Below are 20,021 nucleotides of genomic sequence, written 5' to 3'. Positions count from 1 at the left end.
TCACTAACTTTTATTGTTCTTTTTGCTGAAAATACTTACCCATGACTTCCCTGGCAACAGGACCGGCGTTGGCCGCCGTACCGCCTTGTGCAATCATAACTGCAACGGCAATCTTTGGATTGTCTGCCGGCGCCATGGTCACTACCCAGGCAAAATTGTCATAGTTGGCCTTGTATCGATCGATCTTGGCTGCTGTCACCTTTCCGCCGCTCAAATTCATAACTGCCCGACGCACTGCTGTATGCCGCGAAGAATAAATGTCCGGGTAGGTCTCCATAAGACGCTTTTTCTCCTTTTGGATATCTGCCCAGCTGAGCGACGGCGCGATTGCGCCAAGATGGTTCTTAATATATTCTTCCTCGTCAACGGGGTTGATCTTACCTGATCTCTGCGCGGTTCCTGTTTTCCCTGCAACAGTCACAGGGAATCCCTTAAAGAGCCGGGTCAGACTTCCTCCGCTTCCATTGGCTACGCGCACCATGCCGCCGATGATTTCGTCAAAGTAGGAATCATCATCGACCTGCACCTTTTGCGGCGCATCCTTTTCTATTGTACCACGTCCCTCAATCTTTTCAACCAAACTTATTTGATTTCGTACCCCTTTATTTCCCAGGGCAGCTACATAACCGGCCATTTGCAGAGGCGTATAGGAATTGATGCCCTGACCGATGGCAATATTGAGCGCATCGCCGGTATTCCAAGTGGCTTGATTGATATAAGTGTATTTGCATAAATCCGCTAGAGCCGATACTTTTTTCTTTTGAACGCCTGCAAGCTGCCGCAGCTTATCTTCAAGCTGAGATTTTGTCAAGTCCTGGCCGATCCAGCTTGTAATCGTGCTTATTGTCTGATTGAGCCGGGAGCGGTCAGCTGCGGTAGATTTATCAAACCAGGATTCCGCTTCGGCAAGAAGAACGTTTTTCAGTGAATTGCGCAGACCGCTGATCTTTGATTCTTTTGAAGGCGTCTTTGTAACGGTCTCAGGGATTTCGATACCGGTGGGCTGTCCCAAACCATACTGAGCCGCATAGTCTAAAATTGTATCTATGGATATTTTTTTCTTATAACCTAAGCTGTTTCCAGTGTAAAAGTTTTTCCCCGTTGCAGCATCAAAGAAATAATAGTTGCAGGAAACTTCCAGAGCCTCTTGTAGATTCAGATATCCATGCTTTTTTCGGTTTAAGTTCCAGACCACGCATCCAAAAGAATTATTCCCAAGCTGAATATAACCATTGTCATAAAGGCGCTGCTTCGGATTCAATCCGCATTGAAGTGCCGCTGTGGCAGTAACCATTTTAAATGTGGAGCCTGGCTGAACAGCACTCATTGTAGCCACATTGTACAATGGAGCCGGAGCAAGCGGATCCCTGGGGTTTTTGCTTTGCAGGGATTTCCAATCTTTGGTGGAAATTCCGCCTGCGAAGAGATTGGGATCAAAATCCGGGCAGCTGGCCATAGCCAGAACATCGCCGGTTTTCACATCCAGGGCTACAACCGCACCTACTTGCGCGTTGGAAGCCCGCTTCATAGTATAATTGCCGTACTCACTGGTAAAGGTACCGCCCCGCTGCATAGCGTCAAGGGCCTGCTTCAACGATTTTTCAGCAGTTTTTTGTAATTCCAGGTCAATGGTCAAAGTTACGTCGTTTCCCTTCTTAGCCTCTGTTTGGCTGATGGTTTTGACCAAATTTCCACCGGCATCAACCTGAACCTTTTTTTCGCCGGCTGTGCCCTTCAGTACCTCTTCATACGCTTTTTCAATCCCGTCTTTTCCGATCAGATCCCAGCTCTGGTACCCCAGCTTTGTCACATATTGTTCCTTTTCGCTGTCCGAAATCTTTCCCAGATACCCAAGAATGTGGGAGGCTGTTGTTCCTCCCGGATAGCTGCGGGAGACTTCCGAAAAGACTTCCACTCCAGGGTAGGCGTCGCTGTTTTCTTCCAATAGGGCTACCGAGCGGTCGCAGAGATTTCGTGCAACGGTCACCGGCATATACTTTTTATAGCCAAGCGCCGCCATTTCATTGCGCACTAGCAAAATCTTCCTTGCTTCTTTTGCAGAGAGGTTACTATCTATTTTAAAATAATTTCTTGCTTTTGAAAAGGCTTCCTTTGCATTTACTCCCTCTGATAGTCCCAATCGATTCAGCAGCTCTTTCTTATCAGCGCCTTTTTTAAAAGAAAAGTCACCGGATTCAGTTATTTTGATGGGAAAATTATCGATCATTTCATCGCCGTTCTTTTCCAGCAAGTTGGTTAAATCCAAAATTGATTGGTTGAGCTTTTCATCTGTCATATTACCTTTGCTCAATCGCACAGATATCGTATAGGTGTTACCCGCCAAAACCTTGCCGTTGCGGTCGAGAATCTCCCCCCTGGGCGCTGTTTCATAAATGGTCTTTGTACTCAGGTCTTCCGCAGCCTGGGACCAATCGTCTTTTTCAACTACGGTTAAGAGGAACAGACGGACCAGCAAGATACCCATCAATACCAGTACCAAGCTCACCAGCTGAATATATCGGGATCGAAACCATTTTATCATATTGAATACCTGCCTTCTGCGTTTTTTAGAAAAAGAAGATAAAGTAATGCCATCAGCACCAGATTATGAGCCGCATAAGCCGGCTGCAGCCGCAAGACTTGTAGGAACCCATATGGAGCTCCAAGCAGGACCTGTCCAACCCAAAGAATCCCGCTGTACACCAGAGTGTCCGCGGCTGTAAGTCCTGCTAAAAAAATTGGATGTTCCAGGGCGAGGAACTTGCCTGCAAAGACTGCTGTGATTCCAATTATAAAAATCGCCGCTGGCGCCGGACCGGCATAAAGCGAGAAACACAGCTCCTGAAGAATGGATGTCAATACGCAAAGACCGATGATAGGAGCAGGCTCCCTGGCCTTGATGACCAGAATCAGGGTAATACAAAGGAGCAGGTTGGGACTGGCGCCTCCCAGAGGGATCAGGCCCGCGGCCGTAGGCTGGAGAAAAAAAGCGGCCAGCAGCAGGACCACCGTTTGCAGCGGCTTCATAATATGACCGCCACCTTTCTCAATTTGAAAAATGATACTACGGGGTCTGCTTTGATTAAAACTCGCTGTGTACCGGTTTTCTTTTCCACTTCTGTTACTTTCCCAATTTTTAACCCTTTCGAATAGGTACCAATACCTGAAGTCATCAGTGTATCACCCTTTTTTACCAATTCTCCCTCTTGCAAAAGATAACCGTTTAATCCCGTTCCATCGCTTTGAAGAACACCAGTTTGGCCGTCTTCTCCAGCTGCACGAAAACTGACCTTATTATTATTAGCCAGGATTGTCTCAACCTTGGCAGTTTTTTTAGCAACCTCGGCGATTTTTCCTACTAACCCGTCGCCGCTGATCACCGTGCATCCTGTCTGCAGCCCGTCTTCGCTACCTTTATTGATCGTAAAAACTCCTTCCCAATTGGAATAATTAACAGCAATCACATCCGCGGCCTGGATCTCTCCTTTTTTTGCAGCATCGTAATGAAAGATTCGTGAAAGCTCCTCCAGCTCTTGTTTTTCTTCCCTATCCAAAGCCAGCCGGGCATTTTCCTGCTTCAGCAGGTCCCTTTCTTCAATAAGCTGTTGGTTTTCAGCAGTAATCGCCTTGAAACGAAAAATGCCGCTGAATCCCCTTTTTATCCCATCCACCGCTTTTGCTGCCGGTTCTGCAACATAACCAGCCGCGTTCTGTAAGCGCTCTTTTATCCCTGTTTGACCATCTCCTGTTCGAAACAAAGCTGCAATCAGAGCGAACGAAACGATTGCTGCCAAAATTCCTGCTATTATTTTTTTGTGCTCGCCAAACCACATATGCTACCAGCCTTTTTTTCAATTTACATCAGCCCTTTGCTTTTTAGACTTATGTATGTACCATCGCCAATGATGATGTGATCCAATACTTTAATTCCCAATATATCGGCAGCTTTCACGAGTCTGGATGTGGTTTCCAAATCCTGTCTGCTAGGCTGCGGGTCTCCGCTGGGATGGTTATGTATAAACACCACTGAAGCAGCGCTGCGTTTCACTGCGTGACAGAATACTTCTCTGGGGTGAATGAGGGTGGAACACAAATCACCGATGGAAATCTCTGTATGTTCCATAATCTGTCCTTTTGCATTGATCAATAAAACTTTAAAATGCTCCTTCTTATAGTATCTCATCTTTTCCATAAAAAGTTGCACGATATCATCAGGATTTGCAATTTCATTTTTAACTTTTCGCGGATGGGTCGCCACCCGTTTACCTAGTTCAATCGCCGCTAATATCTGACAAGCCTTTGCTTTTCCCAAACCTTTCAGCTTGGACAATTCCTCGGGACTGCAGTTTTCCAGAAACAAAAGTCCTCTTTCATCTAAGGTTAAAATTTCATGCGCGATTTCTAGCGCTGATTGAGACTTTGTACCGGTTCGCAGCAGAATGGCCAACAGTTCGGCGCTGGAAAGCATTTCTTTTCCGTAAAACAATAATTTTTCTCTCGGCCGCTCTTCTGGCGGCAGCCGTTTTATATTCATGTTTTGCACCTCCATTTTACATATTTTACCATATATTCAAAACTTAAACAACCATTTCTACATTATATTTTCTCCAATATCGGTCATAATAACATCGAGAATGAAAAAGGAGGTAACAAACATGAGCTGTCATATTAACGAAAGTATCAAATGTACGGTTGAACAGTGCACACACCACGCAGGAGAGAAGAATTTCTGCTCTTTAGACTGTATCACAGTAGGAACACACGAAGCGTGCCCGACTGTTGATCAGTGCACAGATTGTCTGTCTTTCCAGTGTAAATAGGACCATGCACTTTTGCCTGGGCCAGGCACTTCCCCTCTGGATTTTGCATATAGTTAAAATCTATAGAGGGGGTTACATAAATGAGCGTTTCCTTTCCGAAACCGTTAACACTTGCAGAGGAGGAACATTATATATCTCTTTATGAATCAGGAGATGAAGATGCAAAGGATGTATTGATCGAACGCAATCTGAGGCTGGTAGCCCACATTGCGAAAAAATATACTGGTACTGGTTTTCCGGCGGATGATTTGATTTCCATTGGAACCATTGGCCTTATAAAAGCAGTGAATACATATAGCAGCAAAAAAGCAACTCGTCTGGCCACTTATGCGGCCAAGTGCATTGAAAACGAAATACTGATGAGCATCCGCTCGTCAAAGAAAAACAAAGCCGAAGTTTCTCTATCCGTTCCCATAGGAACCGATAAAGATGGTAATGAAATAAGCTTTAATGATATACTGGGCACGGATCCGGATGCAATCCTGGATGATATCAGTTTGAAGATTCAAGTAGGAAAATTATTGCAGGCCATCAATACGGTGCTGACACCGCGGGAAAAAACGGTGGTCCTAAATCGTTACGGAATCTTTGGGCACAAACCCAGAACGCAACGGGAAGTTGCCGCTTTATTGGGTATCAGTCGTTCTTATGTTTCACGAATAGAAAAAAAAGCGCTGCTCAAACTGCGAGATGAATTGAAATATGACATAGGGCTGGCGGATTAGATCCAGTTCCTAAAAGGAAAAACCACGCAGCTAGCGTGGTTTTTCCTTTTTCAGTGTTTTGACAGTACAGATACGATTTTGGTTTATCATAATGAAATCATCCTATTTTTATGCAAAATAGTGTATAAGTTATGGCTGCCGCCGGTACACTCCATTAAAAATCAAGCGGCCGTTCAAAGCTCTTGGAATCGCTCAAATACTGAACCACCTGGGCGAACAGTGGACCGGCCGACTGGCTCCCAGACTGACCGTTTTCCACAAATACGGTTATCGTGTATTCGGGATTCTGCGCAGGCGCAAATCCAGTCATCCAGCCATGGACGGTCTCTTTGCCGCCCAGGCTCGCTTCAGCAGAACCGGTCTTTCCCGCCATGGAAACATCTGCGGTCAAGCTTTTTCCAGTCCCATCGCTCATGGTCTTTTCCATCATGCTTCTCACTTCTTCAGCTGCATTGGAACTGATAGCCTGTTTTTCTTGCGTTTCCCCGTCCTCCAGCAAAATATGGACCCCAGGGTCGATTCCCCCGTTGGCGATTATATTGGTCATTCGGGCGATTTGTAAGGGCGTTGCCAGTGTTTCCCCCTGACCGATGGAAAGGTTCGCTATAGCTGCTCCCTGTGACTGCTGCAGGGTCATCAATTTTCCCTCTTTTTGCCCCGGGTAGTCTTTTATGGCCATCTCTCCCAAGCCCATTTTTTTCGCAGTTTGCAGAATGGTTTCCGCCCCCAGCTCCTGCCCCAGCTGAATGAAGGTGGAATTGCATGACTGTGCCAGCGCATCCCGCAGGGTAATGGTTCCATGACCCTCTTCCCCTCCAGTTTTGCAGATCACTTTTTGGCCGTTGATCATTTCATAGCCCTTACAGACAAAGGTTTTGTCCGGGCTGATGCCCTGCTCTGCGGCCGCAGCTGCCAGAACAATCTTAAAAACCGACCCCGGAGGATAAGTCCCCTGAGTCACTTTATTGACCAGCTCGTTTTTATCGCTGCTCATATACTCGCTAACCCGGTTGGGATCAAAGACAGGGGTACTGGCAGAAGCAACGATTTCACCTGTTTCACGTTTGAGCACCACGATAGCTCCGTTTTTGCCAGAGCCTCGCAGAATATCTTCTACCGCGCCCTGCAATCCCGCATCAAGGGTGGTCACAACGCCCTCTTTGACATAAGAGTCCTCATCCATCGCTGTCCGAACTACCAGGCCTTTGCCCTGAAGAATATTTCCTTTTACATCCGCTGTGGTGAAAATCCGTTTGTTGAGTAGAGAAAGCTGGCTTTCGCACATCAATTCGATGCCTGTGGCGCCGCTGGCATCCTGGGGATTGACGTAGCCCAGAATATGGACCGCCTTCTGCTGCTGTCCATAGCGCCGTCCCGCTTCAAGAATATAGGCGGACGAATTGCGGATCAGCTGCTGACCCAGCTCCTTGTCGTATGATTTGGATGCGAACACTTTATATCCGCTGCCTGTGTTTTTCAGTTCCCGGGCCCCCATCAGATTCAACGCCCGTTTTGACTCACCGTCAAAATTTTTTTCTCGGATTATAAAAATGTATTCCTGGTTATTTCCCACAAGAGGAGTGTGATTGCGGTCGTAGATCAATCCCCTGGTATTGGCGCCTTCCAAAGCGATCATCTGCTGCGCGCTGGCAGCCTGGCTCAAATCTTGATGCCCCCAAAATTGGATATAGGCGAGGCGGCCGATCAAAGCCAAAGTCAAAATGCCCAAAGCCGCTGTCACAAATGCAATTCTCTTCCTCATAAAAAAACACTCCTTTAAAAGTATCTTTACCTTTTAAAGAAGTGTTTATACCTGGTTTCCTTACAGCTGATGGAGGAAGAGTCCGCTGCCCAATTTCGGTTCAAACCAAGTTGATTTCGGCGGCATAACAAGATCGTTGTCCGATACAGTAAGCAGGTCCTCAATTTCTACAGGATGGACGGCAAACGCAATCTTCATATCCTCGCGGCACCGTTTTTCCAATTCTTCCAGTCCTCGAATTCCGCCTACAAAATCAATACGTTTATCGGTTCTAGGATCTTCGATGCCCAGAATCGGCCCCAGAATCTTGTTTTGAAGAATGGCAACGTCCAATGAGTCGATTACATGATCGGGAATAATCTCCTCTTTTGCAGTTAACCGATACCAATTGCCTTCCAGGAACATGCCGAAGCAGTGCTTTGCTTCCGGACGGTAAACATCTTCGCCCTTCTTATCGATCTTAAAGCCGGCGGCTTTGATTTTTTCCATAAGGCTCTCCACGGTATTGCCGTTCAGGTCCTTTACGACCCGGTTATAGTCAAAGATATGGAGATCCGCGTCCGGGAAAATGACAGCCATAAAGAAGTTGAACTCTTCTTCACCGGTATAATCAGGAGTTTCCTCTCTGCGCTTTAACCCCACTTTGCATGCGGACGCGCTTCTGTGATGACCGTCGGCAATGTATAAAGAAGGAATCTCTCCAAACAGGGAAGTGAGGCTCTCGATGGTCTGCGGGTCATCCACCACCCACAAGGTATGCCGGATGCCGCCTGCTCCGGTAAAATCATAGGTCGGCTTGCGGCCGGAAGCCCAGCCTTCAATCAAAACCCGTATCCGCTTGTCATCGCGGTAAGTCAAAAATACCGGTTCTGTGTTGGCATCGCATACGTCAAAATGACGGATCCGATCCAGTTCCTTTTCCACGCGGGTGAATTCATGTTTTTTAATGGTGTTGTTCTGGTATTCATCAACGGATACGGTGCCTACAATACCGGTCTGCACTCTTCCGTCCATGACCTGGCGGTAGATGTACAGTGCAGGTTCTTCATCCTGGGTAAAAATTCCCTTGTCTAAAAAGTTGGCGATGTTTTCTCTTGCTTTCTCGTATACGCTCTTATCATAGGGATCCTTCTGATGGGGCAGATCGATCTCCGACCTGCATATATGAAGAAAACTGTAGGGGTTTTCCGCCGCCATTTTACTTGCTTCCTGACGGTTCATGACATCATAAGGCAGGGAAGCGACTTTATCCGCATATTTCTGCGCCGGCCTTATGGCTTTAAACGGTCTGACTGTTGCCATTATCTCTCAATCTCCTTTAATATATAGTTTGTCACATCTTCGATACTCATGCCCGTGGTATCCACTTCCAAAGCATCGTCGGCTTTGCGGAGGGGATTCAGCTCTCTGGTCATATCGCTGTGATCCCGCTTTTGGATATCCTCCAGGACCTGATCGTAAGTGATATCCTGACCCTTTTCCGTCAGCTCATCGTATCTGCGTTTTGCCCGTTCCTCAGCAGAGGCGGTCATAAAAAATTTGTATTCCGCATCGGTCAGCACATTGCTGCCAATGTCCCGCCCGTCCATAATGACACTTTTTTCCTGGCCCATCTGCCGCTGGAGCTGGACCAGCTTTTGACGAACATCGGCCAGGGCCGAACACTCGGACGCTTTCTTTGCGATCTGGGGAGTGCGGATTTGATCGTTAATGATCTCACCGTCCAATATGATGTTTCCTTTGGAAAAATCGATACTGGTTTTCTCCAGCATATTTTTCAGCGCCTGACGATCCTGAGGGTCAACCCCGCAGACCAGGGTCTTATATCCCACAGCCCGGTACATGGCGCCTGTATCGATGTAATCGATTCCCAGTTTTTTGGCCACCGCTTTGGCAATGGTGCTTTTGCCGGCGCCGCTGGGGCCGTCGATGGCTACTCTGATAATGTTCTCCATGTTTCGCTTCCTTTACTTGCTTTTTTTGGTTGTAAGCAATTTTTCAATTTCGGCTACAAAGGTATTGATATCGGTAAATTGCCTGTATACGGATGCAAAGCGGACATAAGCCACTTCGTCCAGCTTGCGCAGGCGTTCCATGATCAGTTCGCCGATGAAGGTGCTCTCCACTTCCTTCTCCATCATGTTATTTAGGCCCCGCTCGATCTCATCGACCACCTTTTCAATCTCAGCAATGGGGACGGGCCGCTTTTCGCAGGCTTTGATGATCCCGTTCATGATCTTGTTGCGGTCGAAGGCTTCCCTTCTGCCATCCTTTTTAATGACCATGAGGATCATTTCTTCCACCTTTTCGTAGGTCGTAAACCGTTTTCCGCAGGCATCGCACTCGCGCCGCCGGCGAATGGCATGTCCATCCTCCGTATGCCTGGAGTCGATTACCTTGGTATCCTGGTTTTCACAAAACGGGCATCTCATCTCAATATCCTCCTTGTATCACTACTATTCCTGTAAGCCAACATAGTGATTTTACTACATATTGTGGTTTTTGCCAAGTAGGGAATCTATCCGATTTACTTCCGCTTTGGCAAAGCTCCAAAAAAAAAGGCTCCCGCCCAAGCCCGGCCAATAGCCGGCTCGTACAGGAGCCTTTAAGCAAAGTCTACTCTTCAATTTCCATAGCAACCGCTCTGACCGGAGATCCATCTGTTCCGGCAATTTTCATCGGAAAGGCTGCCACGACCACGTTATCGAAGTCGATCTGGTCCAAATAAGCCCAGTTTTCACCGATCATCAGTCTCTTTTCGGAGAACAGATCGTGAACCGGGAATTCGGTTCCGCCCGACTGGTCCGCGTTCATGGTATCGATACCAATGAAACGAACACCTTTATCTACCAAGTACTCGGCTACTTCGCCAGCTACGAAGGGATGATTATAGAACGCCTCCGTTCCTCTCGTCTTATACCAGTTGGTATTGAAGAGAACGATGGTATTTTCCTTAATCTTCTCATCATACGGCATCACGTCTTCCATGGTGATCTTTTCATTTTCTTTTTTATCGGTCACACGGATTACCACTGCTTCCCCAAAGAAGAAATCCAGCTCCATTTTGTCGATGGTATCGCCGTCATTTCTAAAGTGATATGGAGCATCTACATGGGTTCCTGTCTGAGTTCCCACATAAACACCGGAAAGATTGTAATAATCTTTTTCAATTGTATGTGTTGTTGTTACTTTTGGTTCCGGGTCTCCCGGATAAATCGGACTATTATCCGATACTTCCCATGATAAGTCTACAAATTTTTTAACTTTCATCATGCGCTCCTTTCTTAAACCAGATCTTTAAATTCGGACATATCGATTTCTTTGCCCTGCTTTCTTTCCGCAATCGCCTGGCGAACTCTGTCGTGCTTCTGTCTGCTGAGCGGGTACTTGAGTATAATCAATACCGTAATGAGGTAAATGCCTCCGCATAAGAACGCATACATGTACTTGAGACCGCTCAAAGCATCCGCGGTCTGCGTAGCAGCTGCAGCATCGTATCCGATAACTGTCAAAAGCGTACCAAGAACCGCCGCTCCTAAAGCTCCGCATGCCTTTTGGATAAAGGCTACAACACCGAAAATAACGCCGTCAACACGTTTTCCGGATGTAAGTTCCGTAACATCGACGCAGTCGGGAATCATCGCCCAAGGCACCTGATATACAGCAGCGTTTCCTAATGACATAAGAATTGCCAAAACATAAATCGACGCCACATTTCCCGGCTGGATGATAAATCCGATCATGATGATCATGACAGCAGCTTCAAGACCGATGGCAATTACCCATGCTGCTTTTTTGGAAAGTTTCTGCATCAGTCTGTCCGTAATCCATGCGCAGAAAATACTGGCCACACCGAACACTAAGGTTACACTTGCAATCCGTCCTTCTGATAGAAGTGCATAATTTGTATAGTAGTAAACCTGCAGCGCATAATTGATGGTATTGGCGAATATCGCAATACCAAAGACCAGCATGACGATTCTGGTCGGTTTGCTCCTGAAAATTTCTTTGACATCGGCAAAGGAGAACTTTCCGCTGTCTTCTCTGTGTCTTTCATATCCTTTGGTCGATTTCCACAGGATAAAGATAAAGAGCAGCGCCACGATCATGTAGATGGCCAGGGTGCAGCTCCAACCGCGGTCAGCATTATCAAACAATCCGCCGAAGTATGCGACTAACATCAGCGTCGGGCTGATGGCAACCGTTGCGGTCAAGCCAAAATAGTTCTTAAAAGTAGCAAGCGAAGCCCTCTCGTTATAGTCCAGTGTCATCTCAGAACCAAGGGCGGAGCTGGAAATGTCCAGTACAGTCTGAGCTGTGTAGTATAGCAGAATAATAATTACAAAGTATACTTTAGAAACAGCCTCGCTGAAGCCCCAGTTGGTAAAGAGCAAGATACTGATGAGAACGAAGGGGACTGCCACGCCGATAATGAGCGGACGCCGCCTGCCGCTTTTCAGCTTAAGGTTATCGGAAATACCTCCCACGATCGGATCTGTGATCGCATCCCACAAAGTACCCAGTGAGATCATTGCGCCGGCAAAAGCTGCCGACAGACCGACTACATCGGTAAAGAAATAGAGACCATAATAGCTGAAAGCTGTCCATGTGATAAAGCTGCAGTAACCGGATAATCCGTACCCCAGCTTGACCTTAAAAGGCAACTTTTCATTCGGGCTATTAGCCGTAATGTTATTGTTTCCCATAAATTAAGACCTTCCTTTCATAAATCTAATATAAGTTTGTCAAATAAGTCCTAATCCCTTCTGACCTTTTGAACACCATTAGTATTAATGCAATATGCATGCCATCCTGACGTTCTTGGTATTCGGCCATTCTTGTCATTAAAATAGCGGCAGATTATTCATTTAGAAATAATCTGCCGCCGTACATCTTAACATTTTTCACCCGTCATCGTTACATTTCCTTGATACATTGTTTTATTCATTATTTAAAGAGTCTATTCAATTTAGAATTATAGCCTGTACACGAAAATCTTCCTCTAGATCATGTTTTTTCCGGTTTTTATATTTCCTTCTATTGATTAATCCGATGTTTAATCCACCGAGTCCAGAGATGTCGGCACGTCGACCAGAATTACATCCTCGCCGACCGTTTTTACGTTCTTCCATTTGATCACGAAATCTTCGGTATCTCTGCCGAACAGGTTAAAAAATCCCCGCTGTCCCGGCAGAACGATCCCCTCAATTTTTCCCTCTTTCAAATTTATCTCAATATCATATACAAATCCCAGACTCTTGCCGTCGTAAATATTGATCACTTCTTTATTTTTAATATTCTCCGTATTTAACATCGCTTTATCCCCCTTTTAATGTTTGTCCTTTTAAATATATTAAAAAACGGCAGAAATAAGAACGCTTTTTTGCTTCTTCTTCCGCCGTTTTTTTCTATGTCAAATTTTCATCGAACAAAGTTACTGAAGCCGGTTTTCAGAAATTCGCTTAAAATAGCTCCTGGTTTCTGCTACGATAACTCCGTTTAGAGCCAGCAGTGCGATCAGATTTGGTATCGCCATCAGTCCGTTGAAGATGTCAGCGATGGTCCATACTGCGCTTACCGTAATGAACGGTCCTGCTAAAACGGCCAGGATGTAGAGCCATCTATAAGTGGTAAGCACGCCTTTATGCCCGCCGGACAGGTATTCCAGACAGCGTTCGCTGTAGTAATCCCATCCAAGTATGGTCGTAAAGGCAAAGAAAGCCAGGCAGAGCATCAGTACGAAGGATCCTGTTCCCGCAGACCAGGGCAGACCTTGTCCGAAGGCAAAGGAAGTTACCTGAGCCCCTTCCAAACCTTCAGCGACAGCTTTATCATACGCTCCCGTAACCATGATCGTCAATCCGGTCATGGTACAAATGACGATGGTATCTATGAAAGTACCAGTCATGGAAATCAGGCCCTGCCTTACCGGTTCCTTGGTCTGTGCGGCTGCTGCCGCGATCGGCGCGCTTCCCAAGCCCGCTTCGTTGGAGAAAATACCTCTAGCAACACCTTTCTGCATCGCCAGCATCAGCGCCCCTAAAGCGCCTCCGGCCATTGCTCTCAATCCAAAAGCGCTTGCCAGAACTTCAACAATAGCATGAGGAATTGCTCGAATATTTGCAATCAAAATCACCACACAGATGATTACATAAGCAATTGCCATAAAAGGTACTATGATCGTCGTAACGCTGGCGATTCGCTTGATCCCGCCTATGACAACCAGAGCAGTCAACACTGCCACAACGATTGCCGTAATGACAATGGAGATTGAATAATCTCTGCCGAATAAGGATACCATGTGCTGGCTGTTGGGGTCAAAGAATCCCTGAGCCGCAGAAGCGATTCCGTTCACCTGTGTAATGGTGCCGATCCCCAGAAGTCCGGCCATCATGCCGAAGATGGCAAACAGCTTGGCCAGCCATTTCCAGCTCTTGCCCATTCCATTTTCTATATAGTAGAACGGCCCTCCCAGGGCATGTCCATCCTCTTTGATAACACGATATTTGATTGACAGGACGCCCTCTGAATATTTTGTGGCCATACCAAAACAAGCGGCCAGAATCATCCAGAATAACGCACCCGGGCCGCCGGCCACAACGGCTGTAGCTACGCCGACGATATTTCCGGTACCGATAGTTGCTGCCATCGCTGTACAGAGCGCCCCGAAGCTGGTTACTTCTCCCTCTCCGTTGGCTTCGTTTTTTACCATGTACTTGAGTGCGGTTCCCAGCTTGCGGAACTGGAGCACGCCCAGGCGGATTGTCAAAAAGATACCGGTACCCATAATCAGGACGATCATCGGCACTCCCCATACCACATCATCAATGCTTACTAGCACTTTTGTCAATTGATCCATGTTTTCTACCCTCTCTTCATAAGTATAATTGCGTATAAAACTGCAGTTAAAAGAAAAAAGCCGAACGATTCGACTTTCCAGAGATAGGGCAAAGCTATTAAGATATCAGCTATCTGCTCTGTCCTTTTGCCTGAGAGATCGGCGGCAATTCCACCTTACACCTTCGGCGCTCATCATGAGACTCTCCAGAGAATTCTGTGCTTTCACCAGTCGGCGCCGCGGCGCTTCCGCCGGCCTTTGGTGAAAAGGATGTCGCTTTTTAACCCGAAAAAACTGCAAGATTCGGGCTCCATCGACAAACTAACGTATCGATATTACCACATCTTGCAGTGTATTTCAATCTTTTTTTCTAGAAGTTGTAGGTTTGCGGCAATGCCGTTGCTGGTTATGCGTCGGCGCCGCCCGGTTCATCGTTGGAGGTAGCGTCGTCAGCGCCTTTTCCTTCCGTGGTGGACTGAGTAGCCTCAGTAGAGTCTTTAGCTTTTGACTCCTCCGTTGGCGCGGTTGTCTCTTTCTCCGTCTTTTTATCTACAACCTTTGCCTGTTCATAGATAAAATCCATTACTTTTTCATAGGTCAAAGAAAGTTCTATATAGGAGTCGATCTCTTCGCCGAAGTTTTCTTTGAAGGTATCTTCCGTGTATCCGGAGCTTTCAATCTGCTCGCGCAGCTTCTTTTCATCATCTTTAGTATAGCTGAGTTTTTCTTTATCCGCTATATAATAGGAAACCATCTGTTCTTTTACATATTCCTGAGCTGCCTGCTTATTCTTTTCGTTATATTCTTCTTCCGATTGGATGCCCATCTGCTGCCAGATATCCTTCAGTTCCATGTTGTAGCTCTCGGCCATTTTTTTATACTGCTCCTCCAAGACCTCTACATATTGATTTACTTCTTCTTCCGGATATTTGATTACTTCTGAGCTATCATAAATTTCCTGCCAGAGATCCCCTTTTTGAGAACTCTTTTCCTGGTCTTCTTTATCCTTTAGCAGCTGCTTTTTTACTTGCTTTTCGTATTCGGCGGTGGTCTTTACTTTGCTGTTTTTTGCCACCCAGGCATCGTTATATTCGGGGATCTGATCCACGGAAACGTAATTGAGTTTGACCGTGAACACCACGTCCTTGCCTGCCACTTCCGTGTTGTTGTAATCCGCCGGGAATTTGAGATTCAGCGTCTGCTTGGAGCCGATTTCTTTTCCGATGAGGCCATCCTCAAAGCCGGGGATAAATTCCCCGGAGCCGATCGTCAGGTCATAGCCTTTGGAGCTGCCGCCGTCAAAAGTCTTGCCGTCGATCTTACCCTCATAATCCAGGTTCACTTTATCGCCTTTAGCCACAGTTCCTTCTTTTTTCTTTTCTGTGGTTTTCGTTTGCTCCACGTTGGCCTTGACCTGAGCGTTTACTTCTTCGTCCGAAACAGAAACGTTAATCTTTTCTATTTCCAGGCCCTTATATTTTCCCACCTTCACATATTCTGACAGATCATACTTACTGTAGGGTTTGCTGCCGCATCCAGTCAGCCCCATCACAACGAACAGACATACAATCAAAGTCAGTGCCATCAATTTCTTTTTCATAGCTTCCTCTTTCTCTTTAATTTTTCGCAGAATCTTTATAATCGTATCATATCTTGACCAAATTTTAAAGATTTGATACAAATCTACATGTTTCGTTCACACAGAACACACATTACAATTCCTTATGTATCTGTTCCATCTTCCGGTCCACTTCCGCCATAGCCTCCGCGCATTCCTTCAGCTCTGCCTCCATTTTGGAAGTAATTCCGCCGACCCGCTTATATTTCAGCTCATGCTCCAAGCTGGCCCACGTATCCATAGCAATGGTCCGGAATTGAATTTCTACTGGGACCATTTCTGTCCGGTCAGAAAGGAACACCGGTATCTGTACCACCAGATGCAGGCTTCTGTATCCGCTCTCCTTGGGATTTTTAATATAATCGCTGCGGCGCAGCAGTTTGATATCGTCCTGCTGCAGTAAGAGCGATGCCACTGCGTATACATCATCGATGTAATTGCAAATGACCCGGATTCCGGCAATATCTGTGATTTTATAAAATGATTCAAGGCGTATATCCAGTCCTTTTCTTTCCAGCTTTTCGAAAAGGCTCTGGGGCGACTTGAGCCTGCATTCCATATGGTGAATCGGGTTGTAATCGTATCTTACTTGGAACTCATCATCCAATATTTCCAACTTGGTGCTTACTTCCCGAATGGCAGCATGATAGGTGTTCCGCAGAAGCACGTAATCCTGGAATTCATCCATGAGCGGCTTTAAAGCCGCCGGTACTGTCGCATCATCCAATCGAAAGCCGTCTTTTTTTTCAATAATCATTTGTTAACTCCTTTTTCTTATGTGCTCGTCTCTTCTCCCGTATTCTGTTATTGTACAATAGAATGCTGGTCGCTGCTGTGGAAGTTTTCTTAATATTTTATTAAAAACATTTCTTCAAAGCTGCGTTTAGGCACCGGCCTGCCGAGATAAAAGCCTTGAATATATTGAATATCCATCTCTGCCACCGCCTGATAATCTTCCTCGTCCTCTACGCCTTCCACACAGACATCCATATCCATCACATGACACAAATCCGCAATCAGACTGACAAAAGAACGATCAAATTTTCTATCCCGGATACCTTTAATAAAGGTGCGGTCAATCTTAACAACATCGGCAGGCGCCAGCTTCAAGAGCCCCAGCGAAGAATAACCTGTCCCGAAGTCGTCGATTGCCACGGACATCCCCATCTCTCTGCACTGGGAGAGAATCATAGACAAATTTTCTCCGCTGTCTGCAAAGTAGCTTTCGGTCAATTCCAGCATCAAAAGCCGCGGATCGGCGTGATATTTGGACAGCGTTGACCGTATGAAATGCAGCAGCCCTTCGTCCTCCATTTGGCTGGCAGAAACGTTGACACTGATCTTGATCGGATAGCCTATCCTGGTCCATTCTACGCTCTTTTTGACCGCCTCTTCAAAAATCCATCTGCCTAATTTTAAAATCAGATCGTTTTTCTCCAAGAGAGGGATAAATTCATCCGGGCCCACTCTGCCGAATTTTTCACTGGCCCATCGGGAAAGACACTCTGCGCCAACCAGTTTCTTATGCTTATCAAATACTGGTTGAAAATACGCTTCAAACCCTCTAAATCCGTTGTTGATATTTTCTCTAAGCAGTTCCTCAATTCCCAGAACCCGGACTTTTTCAACCAACATTTCTCTGGAAAAAAAGACGATTCGGTCTTTTCCGCTCTGTTTGGCATAGTTAAGCGCATAGCCGGCATACTTGATCAGTTCCATATGGGCGGCGGCATATTCGGGAAACGTCACACATCCGCAGGATATGGTACAAAAAAAAGTTCGGTTATCATAGCTCTGCTGCTTGCCGAAGGATTTCTGCAAAGAGCGGAAAAAATTCTGAGCCATAGCCTTGTCTTTGCCAAATAAAATCACAGCGAACTCGTCTCCATCCAAACGGAACAGCATCCCGTTGTTGGGGAGGAGGCTTTGAAGTCTCTGGGCCGCAATGCGTATTACTTCATCACCGAAATGACGGTCGTAGAGGTCGTTGACTCTTTTTAAATTATCAAGGCCTAAGTGCAACAGAGAAAAAGGCGCGTCTCGATCTTCTTGAGTCAGCAGCTCCAGCTGGTGAATAAACTCAAATTTGTTTAAGAGTCCGGTCAAATGGTCAATTCTGTTTTTATTGCCCAAATTGGTGATTATGCCCGCAAAGAGTTCCGGTTCGCCATTTTTGTCTCGTTCCAGGCGACCTCTGCAACGGAGCCAAACCCACTGTCCCTCGTGATTAAGAGCCCGATATTCCACTCTGTGACAATCGGTTCTCCCATCGGCAATTTCCTGGTTGGACTCTAAAAATGCCGCTTTATCGTGTTCATGTACTTTTGCGCCCCAGACTGCGGCCGCGTTTTCGATAATCCGGCCCGGCAGTCCGAATTCATCTACCATGGACTGGGGATATTGAAACACGCCGGTTTTCATATTACAAACATATATGTAATCATCCGTACTTTGCGCCAAGGCATCATAGAGCAGCTCTTTATTATAGGAAAAAGGCTCTGCATCCGTTGGATGATTAAGTTGCTTCAGTCTTTCATTGGCTCTTTCTATATGGGCAGTTCGTTTATACTGGTAAAGCTTCTCATCCGCAGCGCAAAGCAAATCATCGACGGAATCGATCTCGTCCATTTCAACACAGACCGCACCGAAACAAAAGGCATTCTGAGTCATCACGCCCGGCAAATTTTCTTTTCTGATGCCCTGCAGCACGTTTTTCAGCTTTCGTTCTGCTTCTTTTTCAGTGGTATGGGAAAAAACAACTACAAATTCATCTCCTCCCAATCGGAATAAGTATTCTTTCTCGTTGAGCACCCCGCTGATTCGGCTGGCAATGGTGACCAGCAGCTGATCACCGGCCTGATGCCCCAGCTTATCGTTGACCTGCTTCAGCTCATTGGCGTCAATCATAGCAAGCACAAGAGGTTCATCCGATCTTTGGGCCTTTTCCATAGACTTTTTCAAAGCTGTTTTTCCAGCCCTGCGGTTGAGCACTCCAGTCAGCTCATCAGTGCTGGCCTGCCTATATAGCCGCTTGACCTCTGTGACATCCACTGAATATTGAAAATGTGCCGTACGCCCGTCATACCACTTAATGAGACTGTCAAAACATTCATAAATACGATTGTTAGACAAGTCATCGGCCTCCCACATATAAGAATCCGCTTCTTTCTTGTTTTTCTCTAACTGAAAGATCGGACAATCGTCGCAGCGGTGGGTTCTTCCTTTCTTCAGTGTTTGCCAGCAAATTTTTCCGATAGGTTCATCGAGCCCGAATGCTTCTTTCATACGCCTGTTCATGAACAAGATCCGGTCTGTTTCAATATCGGTAACATAAATATTGGCATTCATTTTATCCATGATCTCGCCAAAAACCCAATGTTCCAAAGAGATACCGGTTATATGCTCTTTTTCTTCTTCATATTTCTTCATAATCGAACCTTTCTTTTGAAACAGAATGTATCGGTATCCGCTTTGACAATTCGAATATATGCAGCGGATGCGCATCTTTATCAATGGTATCACTTTTAAAGAAGCTTTGCTATTCTTTCCTGATTAAAATAAAATGATTTCTTTGATATTCGATCAGTCCTTCTTCTTTCATCCTTCCCAGCTCAGCCGACATGGCACTCCTGTCCACTGATAGATAATCGGCCAGTTCTTGGCGATTGAAAGGAATATCAAAACGGCTCGTTCCACAGTTAATCGCTTGTGCCGACAGATAAGACAGCAGCTTTTCCCTGGTGGTTCGCTTTGTGATATGCTCCATCTTCTGCATCAAGGCGATATTTTTCCGGGCAAGAATTTTCATCATATTGCGGATAATCCTAGCGTGGAACGGACAAGATTGGGGACAGGTTGTCAATATTTTTTTATAATCCAGCAGCAAAACTTCCGTAGATTCAACGGCCATAACGCTGACAGGAACATGGTTAATTTCCGCACAGGAAAAGGATTCTCCGAAGACCTCTCCTGGTTCCAAAACTTCAATAATCGTCCGGTTGCCCCAATAATCTTCCTTCAGAATGCGCAGGCTGCCTGAAACGACAATACCTGTCAAAGCCATGCGGTCTCCTGTTGTAAATACAAAGTCATTTTTGTTGTAACTCTGCTTCCTTGCCGAAAGACAGGAAAGCAGTGCTTCAATTTCAGCCGGAAGGATACCTTCAAATAATTTAGAGTCTTTCATAACATCCCCGCTTCCGTTGTAAATACAACGAATTCTTTTCTTAGTATATCCAATCCCGCCGCATAAGTCAAA

At 46.0% G+C, this 20,021-nt stretch carries 18 protein-coding genes and 1 riboswitch; of the genes, 2 read left to right on the top strand and 16 right to left on the bottom strand.

Features of this window, described 5'->3' with window-relative positions:
• Positions 1-10: 10 nt before the first annotated feature.
• From NIA71_RS00260 to radC, 4 genes are all read right to left on the bottom strand, one after another.
• Positions 11-2,542, bottom strand: a complete 2,532-nt coding sequence (locus NIA71_RS00260; RefSeq protein WP_148396755.1) for a penicillin-binding transpeptidase domain-containing protein — start codon at positions 2,540-2,542, stop codon at positions 11-13.
• Entirely contained in the window at positions 2,539-3,027 is a 489-nt protein-coding gene (locus tag NIA71_RS00255; RefSeq protein WP_148396756.1) for a hypothetical protein, read from the bottom strand. The genes NIA71_RS00260 and NIA71_RS00255 overlap by 4 nt, the downstream gene beginning before the upstream one ends.
• Positions 3,024-3,794: a rod shape-determining protein MreC gene (gene mreC, locus NIA71_RS00250; protein WP_253019344.1), complete on the bottom strand. Its 771-nt coding sequence runs from the start codon at positions 3,792-3,794 to the stop codon at positions 3,024-3,026. The genes NIA71_RS00255 and mreC overlap by 4 nt, the downstream gene beginning before the upstream one ends.
• 62 nt (positions 3,795-3,856) lie before the next feature.
• Positions 3,857-4,534 (bottom strand): RadC family protein, encoded by a 678-nt coding sequence (gene radC, locus NIA71_RS00245; protein ID WP_253019343.1) that lies wholly within the window; start codon positions 4,532-4,534, stop codon positions 3,857-3,859.
• On the opposite strand from radC, the gene NIA71_RS20020 reads away from it, so the two are divergent.
• Positions 4,533-4,820 (top strand): DUF1540 domain-containing protein, encoded by a 288-nt coding sequence (locus NIA71_RS20020; RefSeq protein ID WP_332108598.1) that lies wholly within the window; start codon positions 4,533-4,535, stop codon positions 4,818-4,820. The two genes, radC and NIA71_RS20020, sit on opposite strands and share 2 nt — an antisense overlap.
• Positions 4,821-4,900: 80 nt before the next feature.
• Complete coding sequence (gene sigK / locus NIA71_RS00235) at positions 4,901-5,545, top strand: RNA polymerase sporulation sigma factor SigK (protein ID WP_148396760.1); 645 nt, start codon at positions 4,901-4,903, stop codon at positions 5,543-5,545.
• 154 nt (positions 5,546-5,699) lie between these two features.
• Here sigK and NIA71_RS00230 read toward each other — a convergent pair whose 3' ends face one another.
• From NIA71_RS00230 to NIA71_RS00175, 12 genes are all read right to left on the bottom strand, one after another.
• Positions 5,700-7,307: a peptidoglycan D,D-transpeptidase FtsI family protein gene (locus NIA71_RS00230; protein WP_227754629.1), complete on the bottom strand. Its 1,608-nt coding sequence runs from the start codon at positions 7,305-7,307 to the stop codon at positions 5,700-5,702.
• A 60-nt stretch (positions 7,308-7,367) separates the two neighbouring features.
• Entirely contained in the window at positions 7,368-8,609 is a 1,242-nt protein-coding gene (locus tag NIA71_RS00225; RefSeq protein WP_148396762.1) for a DUF1015 domain-containing protein, read from the bottom strand.
• Positions 8,609-9,262 carry a (d)CMP kinase gene (gene cmk / locus NIA71_RS00220; protein WP_148396763.1) on the bottom strand — a complete coding sequence of 218 codons (654 nt, stop codon included), beginning with the start codon at positions 9,260-9,262 and terminating at the stop codon, positions 8,609-8,611. The genes NIA71_RS00225 and cmk overlap by 1 nt, the downstream gene beginning before the upstream one ends.
• Positions 9,263-9,274: 12 nt before the next feature.
• Positions 9,275-9,739: a transcriptional regulator NrdR gene (nrdR, locus tag NIA71_RS00215; RefSeq protein ID WP_148396764.1), complete on the bottom strand. Its 465-nt coding sequence runs from the start codon at positions 9,737-9,739 to the stop codon at positions 9,275-9,277.
• 184 nt (positions 9,740-9,923) lie between these two features.
• Positions 9,924-10,577: a cyclase family protein gene (locus tag NIA71_RS00210; protein WP_227754630.1), complete on the bottom strand. Its 654-nt coding sequence runs from the start codon at positions 10,575-10,577 to the stop codon at positions 9,924-9,926.
• 14 nt (positions 10,578-10,591) lie between these two features.
• Positions 10,592-12,013: an MFS transporter gene (locus tag NIA71_RS00205; protein WP_148396766.1), complete on the bottom strand. Its 1,422-nt coding sequence runs from the start codon at positions 12,011-12,013 to the stop codon at positions 10,592-10,594.
• 350 nt (positions 12,014-12,363) lie between these two features.
• Positions 12,364-12,621 (bottom strand): YlmC/YmxH family sporulation protein, encoded by a 258-nt coding sequence (locus NIA71_RS00200; RefSeq protein ID WP_148396767.1) that lies wholly within the window; start codon positions 12,619-12,621, stop codon positions 12,364-12,366.
• Positions 12,622-12,741: 120 nt separating this feature from the next.
• Positions 12,742-14,166: an alanine/glycine:cation symporter family protein gene (locus NIA71_RS00195; RefSeq protein ID WP_148396768.1), complete on the bottom strand. Its 1,425-nt coding sequence runs from the start codon at positions 14,164-14,166 to the stop codon at positions 12,742-12,744.
• 108 nt (positions 14,167-14,274) lie between these two features.
• Positions 14,275-14,365: riboswitch (glycine riboswitch) on the bottom strand.
• 186 nt (positions 14,366-14,551) lie between these two features.
• Complete coding sequence (gene tig, locus NIA71_RS00190) at positions 14,552-15,745, bottom strand: trigger factor (protein WP_253019342.1); 1,194 nt, start codon at positions 15,743-15,745, stop codon at positions 14,552-14,554.
• Between the two features lie 112 nt (positions 15,746-15,857).
• A complete protein-coding gene (locus NIA71_RS00185; protein ID WP_148396770.1) occupies positions 15,858-16,520 on the bottom strand; it encodes a GTP pyrophosphokinase family protein in 663 nt (220 codons plus the stop codon).
• Between the two features lie 89 nt (positions 16,521-16,609).
• Positions 16,610-19,192, bottom strand: a complete 2,583-nt coding sequence (locus NIA71_RS00180) for a diguanylate cyclase domain-containing protein (RefSeq protein ID WP_227754632.1) — start codon at positions 19,190-19,192, stop codon at positions 16,610-16,612.
• Between the two features lie 109 nt (positions 19,193-19,301).
• Positions 19,302-19,949, bottom strand: coding sequence for a Crp/Fnr family transcriptional regulator (locus NIA71_RS00175; protein WP_148396772.1), 648 nt, complete (start codon positions 19,947-19,949; stop codon positions 19,302-19,304).
• Positions 19,950-20,021: the final 72 nt, after the last annotated feature.

Origin of the sequence: Ihubacter massiliensis (assembly GCF_024125305.1) — a bacterium.
Taxonomy (GTDB): domain Bacteria; phylum Bacillota; class Clostridia; order Peptostreptococcales; family Anaerovoracaceae; genus Hominibacterium; species Hominibacterium faecale.
The sequence above is the reverse complement of the archived record's forward strand: the minus strand, read 5'-3'. Positions and strand labels throughout refer to the sequence as shown.